Raw genomic sequence first — 16,910 nt, 5'->3', positions numbered from 1 at the left:
TAGATAAGTAAAGGCAATTGGCTGATTATGCAATAGGCATTGATTTAATTTTTTTAAAAAAAAGTAAAATATGGTAGGGGAAACCAAATCTCTTATCATGCTCGAAAGAGGGCAAAGAAGGAATTTTTTTGTATGCAATCAGCCTTTTCCAGACATTTTTGTGGAAAAGGTGAAGTTTGAGCGCATGAAAATCGGAATCCTTGCCCTGAAAATTTATGGCTGTATCGAAAAAAAAAATTGAAAAAATTCGCCACCGCATCAAGGCCGTGATGCAAAACCCGGCACGGTCTCCCCGGTTTTCACTTGAGACATTTCTGCTGGTTCTTTCCATGGTATACGGTGCTGGCATGCGATTGCGTGCACGGTTGTATGAAATTGGTTGGCTACCGTCGCGGACCCTACCCTGCCGTGTCATATCCATCGGCAATATCTGCGTTGGCGGAACCGGAAAAACACCCATGACGATATTCGTGGCCCGGACGATCCGTAATCTGGGGTACCGGGTTGTGGTGGTCAGCCGGGGGTACCATGGTCGCATGGAAACGACGGGCGGTATCGTCAGTGACGGGCAATCTCTGTTGGCAACGGTCGACGATGCCGGCGATGAGCCTTATCTGATGGCCCGGGTTCTGAAAGGGGTTCCGGTGATCGTGGGCAGCCGGCGATACCAAGCCGGTTTGCTGGCCGTCCGGCGTTTCGATCCGGAGGTCATTGTTTTGGACGATGCCTTCCAGCATCTGGCGCTTAAGAGAGACCTTGACCTGGTGCTGCTGGACCACCAGTTGCCATTGGGCAACGGCCGGATGTTACCGCGGGGAACGCTGCGGGAGCCACCGACCGCGCTTCGACGGGCCCATGCCTTGGTTTTTACCCGCAGCCGTGAACATGGTCCCCGGAAACGGTCTATTTTTCCGTGGACCCCGCGCCGGCCGGTTTTTTACACTACCCACACCCCGGTAATCCGGACGGATGGTGCATCGCGGGCGCGGGAGCCTTTTTTGACGCGGGTCACCGATCTTTCTCTCCTGAAGGGAAGAAAGGTGTTCGCCTTTGCCGGACTGGCCGACAACGAGCAGTTTTTTGCAACACTGGAGGCCCATGGCTGCGAGATGATCTGCCGGCGCAGCTTCAATGATCATCACTATTATGGGGACCAGGAGATCGACGCATTGTTAGAAACGGCACAGGCATCGGGTGCGGACAGCGTGGTGACGACGTTGAAAGACTACGTCAAGCTTGCCCATCGTGGTCCCTGGCCGGTTGCTTGGATTGCCGTGGATGTGGAAATCAATTTTCTCGGGAAAGGGGCGGATTTTCGACAGCTTCTCAGGGAGACATTGCGTTTGCCTGAGTAAGCGGAAGCAAGGCATTTCGGTTGATGATCGATCGCCGCTCATTTGAATGCCAGGGCCAGGATCGTGGCGGCCTCGTTATAGATGGTCGGGTCACCGCTGGCCCGGGGGCCGGCCACGTTGAGGGTCTCGATGCGATTCATTTCGATCCAGGAAGAGATCAGGGCGCCTGCCGCCGACGGCTGCTGGCCCATGGCCAGATCGATGTGCAACAATTGCTTGCCATGCTTGAGGACCATTTCGCGGGTATAGTCTGTGCCGCCCGTGGGCGTGCCGCGGGAGATGATCAGGGTGCCGTCCGAATCCTGCACGTTTTTCTCCGTGCGGGCCGCGTACTCGTCCGTGGGCATCTCCTGTAGCTGGTAGTAAGAGGGCAGGGGGCCATCTTCGGCCAGGCGGCCCTTGGGTACCCAGCCACCGTGGGCGATGCCCAGGCGCATGGCCACATCCAGGGCTGCGCGATCAACACCGGTCTGGCCCCCGGAGACGATTTTTTTTAGCATGATTGACCTTCCTTTGTGGACGATTTTATTATCTCAGCATACCCCAAATGGTCACCGGCGGCAAGCGGTGGTCAACCTGCGCTCAGGGCAATCGCAAGTAAAATTAAAAACCGGCCGTTCCTGAACACGCACCATTCCCGAAAGTGGGAAATTGCCAAATGCCAAAGCCCAAATGTCAAATGAAGGATGAAATCGATTTTAAAATAGATAGAATACCACCGTTTGACATTTTTCATTTGGTCTTTGACATTCATGAACGCTCTAATTTTGGCAAGAAAAGCAACCCGGAAATCTACGTGCGATTGCCCTGAACCTGCGCCCGGGACTCTGGCGAACGGGTAGTGTCCAGGCGGGTTTGACGTTTTCATCCGTCCACGCTTGTGCTAAGGGAAAGCCAAAGAAAGCATGGACGCTTTGCCGGCCCATGGACATGGCGGCAGCGTTGCGGGCCGTTTCAACCAAGCATGCGGCGTACATCAGACGCAGCCGACAGAACAAATCCTTACCGGGTGAATGCCTATGAAAACGTTACTGGTCAACGGCGCTGCCGGAACTTCCAAAATTCTCGTCGGCGAGTCCATCGATAACCTGAAGGCATATATCGATGCCGCGCATACGGTCGTCATTACCGACAGCACCGTGGAAGGGCTGTATCGCGGGCGCCTGCCGGACTGCCCGGTGATTACCATTGGCCAGGGAGAGCGGATCAAGACCCTTGAGACCGTCACCGAAATTTACCGCCAGTTGGTGGCTCTGGAAGCCGACCGGTCCACTTTTATTTTAGGCGTGGGGGGGGGGATCGTCTGTGATATCGCCGGATTCGTGGCCTCCACGTATATGCGCGGTACTCGGTTCGGCTTTGTTTCCACTACCTTGCTCAGCCAGGTGGATGCCAGCGTGGGCGGTAAAAACGGCGTTAATTTCAGTGGCTACAAAAACATGGTGGGCACCTTTAACCAGCCCGAATTTGTGATCTGCGACATGGCCCTTCTGAAAAGCCTGCCGCCTCGTGAGGTGCTGTGCGGTTTTGCCGAAATTATCAAACACGGGGCCATTGCCAGTGCCCCGATGGTTGAATTTCTCGAAGCCCACCGTGACGGGGCATTGGACCTGAATTCCGACATCATTGCCCACCTGGTCTACCGGTCGGTGGAGATCAAGGCCGGTGTGGTCTCGCGGGATGAACGGGAACATGGCGAACGGCGTAAGCTGAATTTCGGCCACACGTTCGGCCATGCCCTTGAAAAACTGACCGGCATCCCCCATGGTGAGGCGGTGGGCATCGGCATGGTGCTGGCGGCCAAGCTCTCGGTGGAAAAAGGGTTTCTGCCGCGTGAGGATGCCGCGCGTCTGGAACAGCTCATCGACCGCTTCGGACTGCCGGTGAGCCCGCCCGTTGATCTGGCGGCCATGCTGGGAGCCATGAAGAAGGACAAAAAGCGCGAAGGCAAGCGGATCCATTTCGTGTTTCTGGACGCCATGGGCAGTGCCCGGGTGGAAGAGCTCGGCTTTGACGATCTCTTCCATCTGGCCAGCGCGGCACGCATCGCGTAAGCAGGCCGCCAACCATGCGGTTTCTCTTTTTGGAGGCATTCTGCGGCGGTTCTCACCGGGATTTTGCCGAGGGGCTGGCGGCGCATTCACGGCATGATATTCAGGTCGTTTCCCTGCCGGCCCGTTTCTGGAAATGGCGCATGCGTGGGGCGGCCCTGTATTTCCTGCACACCATTGGGGACCTGTCCGGCGTTGACGGCATTATTACCTCCGGCATGATGAGCCTGGCCGATTTTACCGCTTTGTGCGGTGGCCACCGGCCGCCGGCACTGGTTTACTTCCATGAGAACCAGCTGACCTATCCGGTGGCTCCCGGAGAGCAGGTGGATTTGCAATTCGGTTTTACCGATATTACCACGGCCCTTTCCGCCGACCGGATTCTGTTCAACTCCCGGTTCCACAAGGATCAGTTCTTCGAGGTGTTGCCCGGATTCATCGGGCGAATGCCGGAATTCAAGCCATTTTGGGTCATGGATGCCATTCGCGAGAAGTGTGGCGTGCTGTATCCCGGGTGCCATTTTACCGAAACCGTTGCCGATCCGCCCCCATTACCGCCGGGGCCGCCGTTGATCATCTGGAACCACCGCTGGGAGTTCGATAAAAATCCACACGCGTTTTTCGACGCCCTCGACCAGGTGGCCAGGCAGGGCATCGACTTTCGGCTGGCGATAATGGGGGAGAACTTTGCCGCGGCACCCCGGATTTTCGACGATGCGCGCTCCCGATTTGCCGACCGGATCGTGCAGTTCGGTTATGCTGCCAGTCGCGTCGATTATACCGACTGGCTCCGGCGCGGATTCGTTGTCGTGAGCTGTGCGATTCAGGAGAACTTCGGCATCGCCGTGGTGGAAGCCATGCGCCATGGGTGCCTGCCGTTGCTGCCCCGCCGGCTGGCCTACCCGGAAATTCTTCCCAAGGAGTTCCATGCCGATTTCCTGTACCGCGATGACGACGATCTGGTCTATAAGCTGGCTGCCATGCTGCGCAGCCCCGCGGATGTCATGCAGCACCGGCCGGTGCTTTCTGCCATGATGGCGCGCCACGCCTGGCCGGCGGTCATCGACCGCTACGACCGGGAACTGGAGCGGCTGACGGAAGATGGGTGATGACGATGGACGACTGGAATCGGCAAGGGCTTGAGGGCCTCGGTACGATTCGGTCATATCCCGCTGTCATTGACACCAAGGGCGGATACTTCTATATTAAATAAATCGCGTTACCCTTTTCCACGCCGGTCTGCGGCGTGGTTTTTTTCATTCCAATTCCAAGGAGAAAATAATGTCGAACCAGAAGGAGAGTTATAAGGAAAAGATCGATCGCGCTACGGCTGTATTTCAGACTAACCTGGGAACCTTCGAGGCCGAACTCTATGCTAAGGAGTGCCCGGAAACCGTATGGAATTTCATCAATCTGGCCGAAGGCCGCCAGGAGACTCCTCGCGGCGGCAACTATTACGACGGGCTGGGGTTTCATCGGGTCATCCAGGGGTTCGTTATCCAGGGCGGTTGCCCCTTTGGCAACGGTACCGGCGGACCGGGGTACCAGTTCAAGGATGAATTTCATCCCGATCTCAAACACGATGGTGCTGGTGTGCTTTCCATGGCCAATGCCGGCCCGGGAACCAACGGCAGTCAGTTTTTCGTGACCCTGGACGCTACCCCGCATCTGGACAACCGCCACACCGTTTTTGGCAAGGTGACCAAGGGCCTTGACGTGGTCATGAAAATCGGCAGTGTGGCCACCGGCCCCATGGACAAGCCCAAGGAAGCGGTGATCATGGAGAAGGTGACCATCCAGCGCTGATTTTTTTTTCCGCAACCCTTAACTGCTGCCCATTGCCCATTGCCAGTTTCCGTTAACCGCTGCACCGGTCTGATTGGTGACCGGCAGCGTTAAAGAGAGGTCGTTAATGCTCGAAATCAAAACCATCAACTTGAAACGATCATCGGTGGACACCCTGGTGGTGCCCGTTTGTGAAGATCAGGATGTCCACACCGACCCGACGGTGAAATCGCTGGTCGATGCGGCAAAAAAACTCGAGGAGTTCAGTGGCAAAAAAGGCGACACCGTGACCCTGTTTGGGCCGGCGGACAGCCGGATTGGCCGGGCCGTTTTTTTCGGCCTTGGCAAGGTGGATGGGCTGACGGCCGAATCGTTTCGGGCGATGGCCGGCAAGGCGGTCAAACGTTGCATCGGATCGGGCCTGTCGGCCATGACCATCGCCACGCCGGCCGTTTCGGCCCTGAGCCTGGATGCCGAAACGATCTTTAAGGCACTCATGGAAGGCGCCTGCCTGGGCAACCACATTTTCGACCGCTATAAGAAGGAAAACGAGAAAAAGCCGCTCAAACGCGTGGTTCTTACGGGAACGGCAGCCCAGAAGAAGGCCTACACCGATCTTGCCAAAAAAGTGGCCATTGTCTGTGACGGCGCGATCATGGCCCGGGAATGGGTGACCACGCCCTCCAATGATAAACGGCCCGAGGTGTTTGCAGAAACCATCAAGGCGGTTACCGAACCGGCGGGATTGAAGGTCAGGGTCATGGATGAACGCTGGCTGGAAAAACAGAAGTTCGGTGCCATGCTGGCGGTGGGGCAGGGCAGCACGGCCAAACCACGCCTGGTCACGGCGGATTATCATCCCAAAGGGGCCAAAAAGACCCTGGTGCTGGTCGGTAAGGGGGTGACCTTTGATTCGGGCGGTATCAACCTGAAGCCTGCCAGCGGCCTCGAGACCATGAAAATGGATATGTCCGGTGCCGCCACCGTGGCCGGGACCATGCTGGCGGTTGCCCGGCTCAAACCGGAGATACGGGTGGTGGGGGTGATGCCCCTGGTGGAAAACATGCCCTCGGGCGCCGCTATCCGGCCGGGCGATATCGTTCGTTCCTATACCGGCAAGATGATCGAGATCGGCAATACCGATGCCGAAGGCCGGTTGATTCTTGTGGATGCCATGGCCTGGGCCATTGATCAGTACCAACCCGATAGCCTGATCGACCTGGCCACCTTGACCGGTGCCTGCGTGATTGCCCTGGGAGAAAAAATCGCCGGTGTGTTTTCCAGGGATGCGCAGCTGGCCGAGTCCATCCTCACCTCGGGAGCGGCAACCCACGAACGCTGCTGGCAGCTGCCACTGCCCGACGATTACAAGGATCTGCTTAAAAATGAATTTGCCGACCTGAACAACATGAGCAGCAGCCGTTATGGTGGCGCCATTACCGCCGCCCTGTTTCTTTCCGAATTTGTCGGTGACACCCCCTGGGCCCATATCGATATCGCAGGGCCAGCCTGGATTAAAAAAGGGACCGATTACTGCGGTGCCGGCGGTACCGGTTTCGGGGTACGGCTGCTATGCGATCTGATCGGCAAGATGACGCGCTGATTCCGGTGGGAGTGCAACAACAAGCTACGGCGTCACTTCGGAAAAGTTTTTCTCGAATTGGCAAGAGAAAAAGAAAGCGAGATCGAACAAATGGATGCTCTCTGCCGGGTGCACAATAAAAAAAGCCGTCCGGTTTTTTAGACCAGACGGCTTTTTTACAGTAATGATCTTAATTTTTCTTGAAAATCTTTTTCCGGGATACACCTGCAAATCCGATCAATCCACTACCAAGCAGCAGCATTGTAGCAGGTTCAGGAACGGGGGTAGTTCCAGACACTGAGAAATCGACATCAGAATCAAACGTCAATTGGTACTCTCCAGTGCCGACATAATTATTATCATTATAACCGGATCTGGCTTCGCTTTCAGAAAGGTAATAATCTCCAATTGCCAAAAGATAAGTGCCAGCAGAAAGACTGTCGAACTGCAAATATGAATCATAAACACTAATCGATCCATCATCGGTCCCAACAGAATTTATATAAAAATCCCAGTACGAAACATCGTCGTTATACGCAACTAGTGTCCCGTTAGAATCGTTCTCAAAAAGGTAGATTTGGCTATCAACAATATTATCAAATTCCCACTCATACCAAATAGCATATACATCAATTGATAAAGTTCCATCAGCAGACAAGGTAATTTCCCAATAGTCTACATCAGTTGAAGGGTCGATCTCTCCGTATCCAATTACCGTTGCGCTTGCAGTAGCGGCAAATAATAAGGCAGTTATTCCGATTAACAAAAAAACTATTCTGTTCATAAATATCCCTTCGCGGTTCAAAAAAATAGAAATTGTTTTTTCTATGATCTCCTACAGTCCATTTCTGAGACAGTACCCTCCTTTCATTTTAACAATACTAATTTTAAAGGAGATCAAAACAGTTCAAAATTATTATTAATAATACTGACAGAAGCAAAACTGTTAGTTTGTTATACAACAATCACACCAATGATCCCAAAAAATGTGAAATTTAAGTATTATGGATTAATTACAATGTGTTAATAAACTTGTAGATTAGGTGCTTTGATTAATGCCATCTATAACTATGTAATTTATGTAATACTTTATAAGTAAGACAGGTATTACTGTGGCGGCGTTTTTCAGAAATTGAGCTGGTTGCTATCTGAGTTGAAACTCAAAGATCGGAATGCCAAGGGGGTGGGAAAACAGGAATCGCGTCGCTAACCTGGACCAGAAACATCTTCCGCGGAATCTCCCGGGCCCCGAAACGCATCAGGTGCTCGGTTTTCACCTGGCAGTCGATAAGGGAGAATTTGTGTTTCTTGAGATTTTCGACGAGGGTGACGAAGGCGACCTTGGAGGCGTTGCTGACCCGGCTGAACATGGATTCGCCGAAGAAGATGCGCCCGAGAGCCACGCCGTACAGGCCGCCGGCCAGGCGGTCGTCCTGCCAGGCCTCCACGGAGTGAGCGTACCCCTGCCGGTGGAGTTCGCAATAGGCATCTCTCATCTCATCAGTGATCCAGGTGCCTTCTCCGTAGGCGCGCTTGGTTTCGGCGCAGCCGGTAATTACCGCTTCGAAATCCTGATCGAAGGTGATGTGAAAACTTTTTCTCTTGATCACTTTACGCAGAGAACGAGAAATTCTCAACTCATCCGGATACAGGACCAACCGCGGATCGGGACACCACCACAAGATCGGTTCGCCTTCCGAGTACCAGGGAAAGATACCACTGCGATAGGCCAGCAGCAGGCGCTGAACACTGAGATCTCCGCCAACGGCCAGGAGACCCTCTTTAATGGCCAAATGGGGGGGAGGAAAAGAGAGTCGTTCGGAAAGGGTGAAAACAGGCATGGGGCCTATCGATAGCATTCAAGATAATGTTTTTGGGCTCCGTTATCGGTCATAGCGGTATGGTTTATACCGCTTTCTTCCTCTGACCTTGCCGAAACCATTATCTTAAATGCTATATCAGCTATACTCAAACACCAACTTCTCATCGTCCATATCCAGTTTGACGCGACCGCCCTTTTCCAGCCGGCCAAAGAGGATTTCATCGGCCAGCAGATCCTTGATCTCACTTTGGATAATGCGGGCCAGGGGCCGGGCTCCATACTGGGGATCGTAGCCTTTTTGAGCCAGCCATTTTCTGACGTTGTCCGAGTAGTCCAGGCTGACGCGTTTGGCAGACAGCTGATCGGCAAACTCCTGCATGAATTTGTCGACGATCATGGCCATGATGTCACGATCCAGGGCATTGAAGTTGATGATGCCGTCCAGCCGGTTTCTGAACTCCGGGCTGAACAGTTTCTCGATCGCTTTCCTGCCTTTTCCCGCGGACCCGCTTTTGGGATCGCCGAAACCGATGGTGGCGCTGCTCATCTCACGGGAGCCGGCATTGGATGTCATCATGATGATGACATTACGAAAATCGGCCTTCTTGCCGTTGTTGTCGGTCAGCGTGGCGTGGTCCAGCACCTGGAGCAGAATGTTGAACAGATCTTCATGGGCTTTTTCGATTTCGTCCAGCAGCAGTACGCAATAGGGGTGTTTGCGCACACCGTCAGTAAGCAGGCCGCCCTGATCGAATCCGATATATCCGGGAGGCGCACCGATCAGGCGGGCGACGGCATGCTTTTCCATGTACTCGCTCATGTCGTAGCGCATGAATTCCACATCCAGAAGCCGGGCTACCTGACGGGCCACCTCGGTCTTTCCCACACCGGTGGGGCCGGTGAAAAGAAAGGATCCCACCGGTTTTTCGGGCAGTCCCAGTCCGGCCCGGGCGCGCTTGATGGCGGTCACCAGGGCATTGATGGCGTCGTCCTGGCCATAGACCACCTGGCGCAGGCTTGATCCCAGGTTCTCCAGTTTGGCCTTGTCCGGCGTGGAGACATTGACTGCTGGGATGCGGGCGATTTTGGCGACGATCTTCTCGATGTCCGACGGACGGATCCAGCGACGGTTGGCGGCACCGGAGAGCCGCACGGCTGCGCCGGCCTCATCGATGACATCGATGGCCTTGTCCGGAAGATAGCGATCATTGATGTATTTGGCCGATAGTTCACAGGCCGCCTTGAGGGCCCCGTCGGTATACTCAATCTCGTGGTGGGCTTCGTAACGCGAACGCAGCCCCTTCAGGATTTTAATCGACTCACCGATGGGTGGTTCCAGGATGTCGATTTTTTCAAACCGTCTGGAAAGGGCGCGATCCTTTTCGAAGTGATTCTTATACTCCTCATAGGTGGTCGATCCGATGCAGCGCAGTTCACCGGTGGATAAAAACGGCTTCAGGATATTGCTGGCGTCCATGGATCCGCTGGAGGTGGCACCGGCACCCACGATGGTGTGAATCTCATCAATGAAAAGGATGGCATTTCTTCGTTTCTTCAGTTCGGCAACGACCCCTTTGAGGCGCTGCTCAAAATCGCCTCTGAACTTGGACCCGGCCAGCATGCCGCCCAGATCCAGGGAGTAAATCCTTACATCCTTTAGCAGGTCAGGGACCTCACCTTCCCAGATTTTCTGGGCCAAGCCTTCGGCCATGGCTGTTTTGCCCACCCCGGGATCGCCCACGAAAATGGGGTTGTTTTTGCGGCGCCGGCAAAGCACCTGCATCGTGCGCTCCATTTCCGATTCACGCCCGATCAACGGATCCAGTTTGCCTTCGGCCGCCTGATCGATGAGGTTGATCGTGTACATATCCAGTGGATTGGACTTTTTCTTGGCGTCCTTCTGAAACTCTTCGGGTCCGGCGGGATCGGGCCCGCTGGCCGGCGGTGCCATGGGCAGGTCATGGGAGATCACCTTCAGCACATCCAACCGTGAAATCCCCTCTTCATTGAGGAAATAGACAGCATGGGAATCCTTCTCCATAAAAATCGACGCCAGGATATCGCTGACCGCGACCTCTTTTTTTTCAGCGGAGCGCACATGGTTGACGGCCCGCTGGATGACCCGCTGGAAACCAATGGTCTGTTGCAGGACGTACTCGCTCTCTTCCGGAATCATCTCCATGCCTTCGTTGAAGAATGTCTCCAGGCTGGCCTTGAGGTGGTCAATGTTGCCGCCGCATTTTTCAACAATTTCAAGTCCGGATTGATCGTGCAGGATGGCAAACAGCACATGTTCGACACTGACGTATTCGTGTCGCCGTTTTTTTGCTTCGCGGACCGCAAATCCCAATGTGGCACTGAGTTCCTTACTAATCATATTTTTTATTCCTGTTCCATACTGCAGCGTAACGGAAAGCCGCTCTCACGGGCAAGATTGTGAACCGTGTCAACTTTGGTCTCGGCGATTTCATAAGAAAACACCCCACATACCCCGACACCCCTGCGGTGAACATTCATCATGATCGCCGTCGCTGCTTCAGGCGATTTATTGAACACATACATCAATATTTCAACCACAAATTCCATGGTGGTGTAATCATCATTATGCAACAACACCCGGTAAAGCGGCGGTTCCCGGGTTTCATCCCGGGTCTTGGAGCTGACTTGCTCCTCTGTCTGATATCGGGCCATGGTTAGATTACTTTATGTGAATCTGACAAGCTGACGCTTTCAAATGGGAGGCCGGTAACAGAAGCATTTTTATGACCAAACCTGCTCCCGGCTTGCGTTTTCCCTTTTGTTTACCGTAATCATCTGTGCCTTAATGGCAACAAACAATATACGGACCAAGACCGACGGTACCGATGATTATAATCACCGCCATCACGGGTTGTAAAGTGCGTTTCTGGCCAGGACAAGGTTCATAACGACCGGTCCGATCAGGTCAAAAAGTTTTCAGTGGCGGCTTTCAATCAGATCCATTATCAAATGATTACAGATTATAGCTGTATTTCGACAATTTTAGGGGTCACCGTGCCGTTTTCGATACGAACGATGGCCACGGATACCGGATAGTCGTAGCGCCGGTGGCCGGCACTGCCCGGGTTCAGGTAGACTACGCCATTTTTTTCCACCAGCTCGGGCTGATGGGTATGTCCGCTGACCACCACATGGATGCCGGCGGCCGAGGGTTCAAGATCAAGGCGGCATCGATCATGCAGAATGTAAAAGAATACCCCTTCGATTTCGACCATCTCCTGGGCCGGCAGCGCCTCGGCCCACGATCCGTGGTCCGTGTTTCCCCGTACGGCCACGACAGGGGCGATTCTTTCCAGTCGTTTGAGGACGTCTGCATCACCCACATCGCCGGCATGCAGGAGGCGATCGCATCCGGCGAGCGCTTTTTCAACCTCCGGCCGGACCAGGCCGTGGGTATCGGAAAGGACGCCAATCGTAGTTGTTGCATTGGTTGTGTTCATTGGGTCCTACCTTCCGCAGCACTTTTTATACTTTTTCCCGCTTCCGCACGGGCAGGGATCGTTGCGGCCGACTTTTTCAGATTCCCGTTTGACCGGTTTTTTGGCTGCCGGCGCATCTCCACCACCGGAAAAGATCAGCTTTTGTTCTTTGGGTTTCTGCAGATCTTCAATGTGATCGGGTTCCGCCAACTGGATGCGGAAAAGGATGTTCAGGGTCTCCGACTTGATCCGGTCGATGGTTTCCTGAAACATATCGAAGCCCTCTTTCTTATAGACCAGCAGCGGATTCTGCTGGGCGTAACCGCGCAGCCCGATCCCCTCTTTGAGGTGGTCCATGGAGAGCAGATGATCTTTCCACAGGTTGTCAACGGTCTGGAGCATTACCACCCGCTCGAGCTGCCTGAAATCGGCCTCGCCCAACAGGGCGACCTTCTCTTCGTACAGCTTCTGGGCCTGATCGAAGATCTCTTCGGCCAAGCCATCGGCATTGAGTCCGTCCAAAGTATCTTCATCCAATGACTCCATGCGGAAACTGAACTGCTGGAACACGGCATCGGAAATGGCCGGCCAGTCCCAGTCTTCGGGCAGATCGCGTTCGTCGGCAAACTGGGTGGCGATCTGCTCGGCCGACTCCATCATGATATCCTCGATGGTGGACTTGAGATCCACACCGGTCAATAGATCGCGGCGCTGTTTGTAGATCACCTCGCGCTGCTGGTTCATCACGTCGTCGTATTCGAGAAGATGCTTGCGGATATCGAAGTTGTGCCCTTCCACCTTGGATTGGGCGTTTTCGATGGCCCGGCTGATCAGGTTGTGTTCGATGGGCTCGCCCTCCTCCATGCCCAGTCGCTCCATGATTCCGGTAATGCGTTCCCCGCCGAAGATCCGCAGCAGGTCGTCTTCCAGGGCCAGGTAAAACCGTGACGAGCCCGGATCTCCCTGGCGCCCGGAGCGGCCGCGCAACTGGTTGTCGATCCGCCGGCTCTCGTGGCGCTCGGTGCCCAGGATATGCAGTCCGCCCAGTTCGGTCACCCCCTCGCCAAGGACAATGTCCGTTCCGCGGCCGGCCATGTTGGTGGAGATGGTCACCGCCCCCTTCTGTCCGGCCATGGAGATGATCTCGGCCTCTTTTTCGTGGTTCTTGGCATTGAGCACCTCGTGGGGGACGCCATGTTTTTTCAACTGCTTGGCAAGCTGCTCGGAAATGTCGATGGACACCGTGCCCACCAGCACCGGCTGCCCTTTTTTGTGCAGTTCCGTGATCTCTTCGATGGCCGCATTGAACTTTTCCCGGCGGGTTTTGTAGATCACGTCGGGAAAATCCTTGCGGACCATGGGTTTGTTGGTGGGGATGACCATCACGCTCAGGTTGTAGATTTTTTTGAACTCCGCCGCCTCGGTGTCCGCCGTACCGGTCATGCCCGACAATTTGTCGTACATACGGAAATAGTTCTGGAAGGTGATGGTTGCCAGGGTCTGGTTCTCGTTTTCGATTTTTACGCTTTCCTTGGCTTCCAGGGCCTGGTGCAGGCCTTCGCTGTAACGGCGGCCGGGCATGAGTCGTCCGGTAAATTCGTCGACGATGATCACCTCACCGTCCTTGACGATGTAGTCCACATCACGTTTGAAAAGGGTGTGGGCTTTCAAGGCCTGATTGGTATGGTGGAGCAGTTCGATATTGCCGGGATCGTACAGGTTCTCGACACTCAGCAGCGTTTCGGCGTGGGCCACCCCCTCTTCGGTAAGCGTAGCGCTGCGGGCCTTCTCATCAATTTTATAGTCGGCCTCGGCCTTCAGTTTGGGAATGATGCCGTTGACCTGGTAGTAAAGCTGGGTCGATTTTTCGGCCGGGCCGGAAATGATCAGCGGGGTTCGCGCCTCGTCCACCAGGATACTGTCCACCTCGTCCACAATGGCAAAGTGAAGATCCCGCTGGACCAGGGATTGGGAATCGAACTTCATGTTGTCGCGCAGGTAGTCGAAACCGAACTCGTTGTTGGTGCCATAGGTGATATCCGCACCATAGGATTCCTTGCGCTGCCGGTCGTCCAGGCCGTGCTGGATGGTGCCCACGGTCAGGCCCAGAAACGTGTAGAGTTTTCCCATCCACTCGGTATCGCGCCTGGCCAGGTAGTCGTTGACCGTGATGACGTGCACGCCGCGTTCGGTCAAGGCATTGAGATAGGCGGGTAAGGTCGCTACCAGGGTTTTGCCTTCACCGGTTTTCATCTCGGCGATCTTGCCGCCGTGCAGCACCATGCCGCCGATCAATTGAACGTCGTAATGACGCATGCCCAGCGCTCTCACGGAGGCCTCCCGAACCGTGGCAAAAGCTTCCGGCAGGATATCATCCAGGGTCTCGCCACCCGCCAGCCGTTGTTTCAATTTGGCTGTCTGCCCCTTTAGCCCGTCATCGCTCAGGGACTGCATATCCGGCTCCAGGGCATTGATGGCCTCTACGATGGGCTGCAGCTTTTTCAGCTCACGCTCATTTTGGCTTCCAAAAATCTGGGTTAACCATTTCCCGATCATTATTGTCGTTTCTCCACATTCGTCAGTCTGGATGCACGTTCGGATCGTGCCCAGCCATGGATGACCCATCTGCCTGTTTCCGATCGGTCAATTGTCAGGCTGGCAGCGGTCTGCGGTTGTCGCTGTCATATTGGTGCGCGAGCATCCTAAACCATTTTAGCGGGTCACTCAAGCGCAAAGGCAAATTCATTCAAGGCGTTAGGAATACTAACAAGTAAACCTCACGGAGGGATGGCTTGCCGTGGATGGACGTGAAGGTCAGTTAAGGATATATTTTGCGGGATTGACAGGAACACCGTTGAGTTGAACCTCATAGTGCAGGTGAGGCCCGGTACTGCGTCCGCTACTCCCCATCTGGGCAATGATATCACCGCGTTTGACCCGCTCACCGGATTTTTTCAGTGTCTTGCTCAAATGGGCATAACGGGTGACCATGCCATGGCCATGGTCGATGACGACCATCTTGCCCATACTGCTTTTATTGCCGACAAAAGAGACCACCCCGTCGGCGGTAGCCATGATGGCCGTGCCTTTGCGATTGGCGATATCCATCCCCTTGTGCAGCTCCTTGCGACCGGTAAACGGTGACGTGCGGTAACCGAAGCGTGAGGTCACCCACCCGCTGGTGGGGCGGATGGCCGGCGTCGAGGCCAGCAGATTGTTACGCCCCTCCAGTTTTTTCAGCAACAGGCCAAAGCTGCTTTGCTGGCGGTGTGATGCCGAATCCAACTCGTTGATCTGCGCATGCATGTCACGCATCAAATCCTCGTGCCCCTGGCTCAATTCGAGCTGAGGGTCCAGATCCTCGGGCGTTGCGCCGCCGACACCGAAAAGGTTGTCATCCTCCGCCATGGGATCCAGGTTGGCGATGACGCGGATTTTTTCCTCAAACCGGTTCAAGCGGACCAGGCTTTCCTTGAGGGTGTCGATCTCCCGGGCAAAGGATTGAATCTGCAGCCGCTGCTGGGTGATTTCATTCTGCTGGTCGACCATCCGTTGCGCCATCCGGCCCGTTTCCGCCACCTGTTGACGAAGACCGTGGTAATCCAACAGAACAAATCCCAGAATGGTTACACTGCAGATGGACACGAGCGCCAGAAGGAGAAACATGGAAACGGGAACGGACAGCTGTTTGATCCGGTTCCCGCCGTGACTCAGAATAATGAAGGATATTTTCTTCCCGATAGTCATCGCGCACAGAAAAAGACGCTGAAAATAGGTTGCCAAAGCAGTAAATTCAGTCAGTTACAAGGCAATTGCGTCTAAACGCAGAAAAGCTACCATGATATGTCGGACGTGTCAATACCATGGCAGCTTTTCGGTTTTAACCCCCTATATTGATTCGATAATACTTATCTATCAGGGGAAGTGGGATATCGATTCGACTAGGCGATGCCCAGTTTGAACTTGAGTGACTTCAGGGTGTTGAGCATCAGCATGGTGATGGTCATGGGGCCGACGCCACCGGGAACCGGGGTGATGTAACCGGCGATCTCCTTGGCGGCGTCGAAGTCCACATCGCCTTTGAGGATGGCAATTTTCTTGCCGGTCTTTTCGCTGATTTTTTCGCCGACCCGGTTAACACCGACGTCAATGACACAAGCGCCCGGTTTGATCCACTCCGGCTTCACCAGGTCGGGTACGCCGGCGGCAACGATCAGAATGTCGGCCCGTTTGCAGTGGGCGGCCAGGTCCTTGGTGCGGGTGTGCACGATGGTCACGGTGCTGTTGGCACCGGGGCCTTTCTGGACCATCATGTTGGCGATGGGCTTGCCAACGATGTTGGAGCGACCCACAACAACCACCTCGGCGCCGCTGGTTTCGACACCGGCACGGACGATCATCTCCTGAATACCGAAAGGCGTACACGGCGGGAACTTGACTTCCTTGCCGCCGATCATCAACCGGCCCACGTTGACCGGATGAAAGCCGTCGACATCCTTGTCCGGATCGATGGCATTGAGCACTTTTTTCTCATCAATATGCTTGGGCAGCGGCAACTGGACCAGAATACCGTTGATGCTGTCATCCTTGTTGTATTTGTCGATCAGTGCCAGCAGGTCCTCCTCGGAAATATCCACTGGCTGGCTGTCCTGTACCTCTTTAAAGCCAACGCGATGAGCGGTCTTGATCTTGAGGGTCACGTAGGAAATGGACGCGGGGTTCTCGCCCACGAGGATGGTGACCAGCCCGGGAACCACGCCATGCTTTTCCTTGATCTGGTTAACCTCTGTGGTAATTTCTTCGAGGATCTGCTCGCGGATCTCGGTACCCTTGATAAGCGTTGCTGTCATCTCCTGT

At 54.6% G+C, this 16,910-nt stretch carries 15 protein-coding genes; 5 read left to right on the top strand and 10 right to left on the bottom strand.

All coding sequences use genetic code 11. From position 1 onward, the window contains the following. Nucleotides 1-25: 25 nt before the first annotated feature. Entirely contained in the window at nt 26-460 is a 435-nt protein-coding gene (locus GN112_RS34195) for a hypothetical protein (RefSeq protein WP_231717273.1), read from the bottom strand. Between GN112_RS34195 and lpxK the strand changes: the two genes are divergently transcribed. Next, nucleotides 348-1,355 (top strand): tetraacyldisaccharide 4'-kinase, encoded by a 1,008-nt coding sequence (gene lpxK / locus GN112_RS04860; protein WP_231717225.1) that lies wholly within the window; start codon nt 348-350, stop codon nt 1,353-1,355. The two genes, GN112_RS34195 and lpxK, sit on opposite strands and share 113 nt — an antisense overlap. Nucleotides 1,356-1,393: 38 nt before the next feature. On the opposite strand, the gene GN112_RS04855 is transcribed toward lpxK, so the two are convergent. After that, a complete protein-coding gene (locus GN112_RS04855) occupies nt 1,394-1,855 on the bottom strand; it encodes a putative molybdenum carrier protein (protein ID WP_155309196.1) in 462 nt (153 codons plus the stop codon). A 519-nt stretch (nt 1,856-2,374) separates the two neighbouring features. Between GN112_RS04855 and aroB the strand changes: the two genes are divergently transcribed. From aroB to GN112_RS04835, 4 genes are all read left to right on the top strand, one after another. Beyond that, entirely contained in the window at nt 2,375-3,409 is a 1,035-nt protein-coding gene (aroB, locus tag GN112_RS04850) for a 3-dehydroquinate synthase (protein WP_155309195.1), read from the top strand. Between the two features lie 14 nt (nt 3,410-3,423). Next, nucleotides 3,424-4,515: a tRNA-queuosine alpha-mannosyltransferase domain-containing protein gene (locus tag GN112_RS04845; protein WP_155309194.1), complete on the top strand. Its 1,092-nt coding sequence runs from the start codon at nt 3,424-3,426 to the stop codon at nt 4,513-4,515. Between the two features lie 172 nt (nt 4,516-4,687). Then, nucleotides 4,688-5,212, top strand: a complete 525-nt coding sequence (locus tag GN112_RS04840) for a peptidylprolyl isomerase (protein ID WP_155309193.1) — start codon at nt 4,688-4,690, stop codon at nt 5,210-5,212. Between the two features lie 106 nt (nt 5,213-5,318). Further along, on the top strand, nt 5,319-6,794 hold the full coding sequence (locus GN112_RS04835; RefSeq protein ID WP_155309192.1) for a leucyl aminopeptidase: 1,476 nt from the start codon (nt 5,319-5,321) through the stop codon (nt 6,792-6,794). 169 nt (nt 6,795-6,963) lie between these two features. On the opposite strand, the gene GN112_RS04830 is transcribed toward GN112_RS04835, so the two are convergent. The 8 genes from GN112_RS04830 to folD form a co-directional block, all read right to left on the bottom strand. Then, nucleotides 6,964-7,557 carry a DVUA0089 family protein gene (locus GN112_RS04830; protein WP_155309191.1) on the bottom strand — a complete coding sequence of 198 codons (594 nt, stop codon included), beginning with the start codon at nt 7,555-7,557 and terminating at the stop codon, nt 6,964-6,966. A 376-nt stretch (nt 7,558-7,933) separates the two neighbouring features. Continuing rightward, nucleotides 7,934-8,614 carry a leucyl/phenylalanyl-tRNA--protein transferase gene (gene aat / locus GN112_RS04825; RefSeq protein ID WP_155309190.1) on the bottom strand — a complete coding sequence of 227 codons (681 nt, stop codon included), beginning with the start codon at nt 8,612-8,614 and terminating at the stop codon, nt 7,934-7,936. A gap of 117 nt (nt 8,615-8,731) precedes the next feature. Further along, on the bottom strand, nt 8,732-10,972 hold the full coding sequence (gene clpA, locus GN112_RS04820) for an ATP-dependent Clp protease ATP-binding subunit ClpA (RefSeq protein WP_155309189.1): 2,241 nt from the start codon (nt 10,970-10,972) through the stop codon (nt 8,732-8,734). Nucleotides 10,973-10,977: 5 nt separating this feature from the next. After that, nucleotides 10,978-11,286, bottom strand: a complete 309-nt coding sequence (gene clpS, locus GN112_RS04815; RefSeq protein ID WP_155309188.1) for an ATP-dependent Clp protease adapter ClpS — start codon at nt 11,284-11,286, stop codon at nt 10,978-10,980. A gap of 308 nt (nt 11,287-11,594) precedes the next feature. Beyond that, complete coding sequence (locus tag GN112_RS04810) at nt 11,595-12,074, bottom strand: metallophosphoesterase family protein (RefSeq protein WP_155309187.1); 480 nt, start codon at nt 12,072-12,074, stop codon at nt 11,595-11,597. A gap of 6 nt (nt 12,075-12,080) precedes the next feature. Continuing rightward, nucleotides 12,081-14,609, bottom strand: a complete 2,529-nt coding sequence (secA, locus tag GN112_RS04805) for a preprotein translocase subunit SecA (RefSeq protein WP_155314136.1) — start codon at nt 14,607-14,609, stop codon at nt 12,081-12,083. Between the two features lie 258 nt (nt 14,610-14,867). Then, entirely contained in the window at nt 14,868-15,836 is a 969-nt protein-coding gene (locus GN112_RS04800; RefSeq protein ID WP_155309186.1) for a M23 family metallopeptidase, read from the bottom strand. A 158-nt stretch (nt 15,837-15,994) separates the two neighbouring features. After that, nucleotides 15,995-16,903: a bifunctional methylenetetrahydrofolate dehydrogenase/methenyltetrahydrofolate cyclohydrolase FolD gene (gene folD, locus GN112_RS04795; RefSeq protein WP_155309185.1), complete on the bottom strand. Its 909-nt coding sequence runs from the start codon at nt 16,901-16,903 to the stop codon at nt 15,995-15,997. Nucleotides 16,904-16,910 lie beyond the last annotated feature (7 nt).

It is taken from the genome of Desulfosarcina ovata subsp. ovata, assembly GCF_009689005.1.
Taxonomy (GTDB): Bacteria; Desulfobacterota; Desulfobacteria; order Desulfobacterales; family Desulfosarcinaceae; genus Desulfosarcina; species Desulfosarcina ovata.
This window is presented reverse-complemented; position numbering and strand designations above follow the sequence as displayed.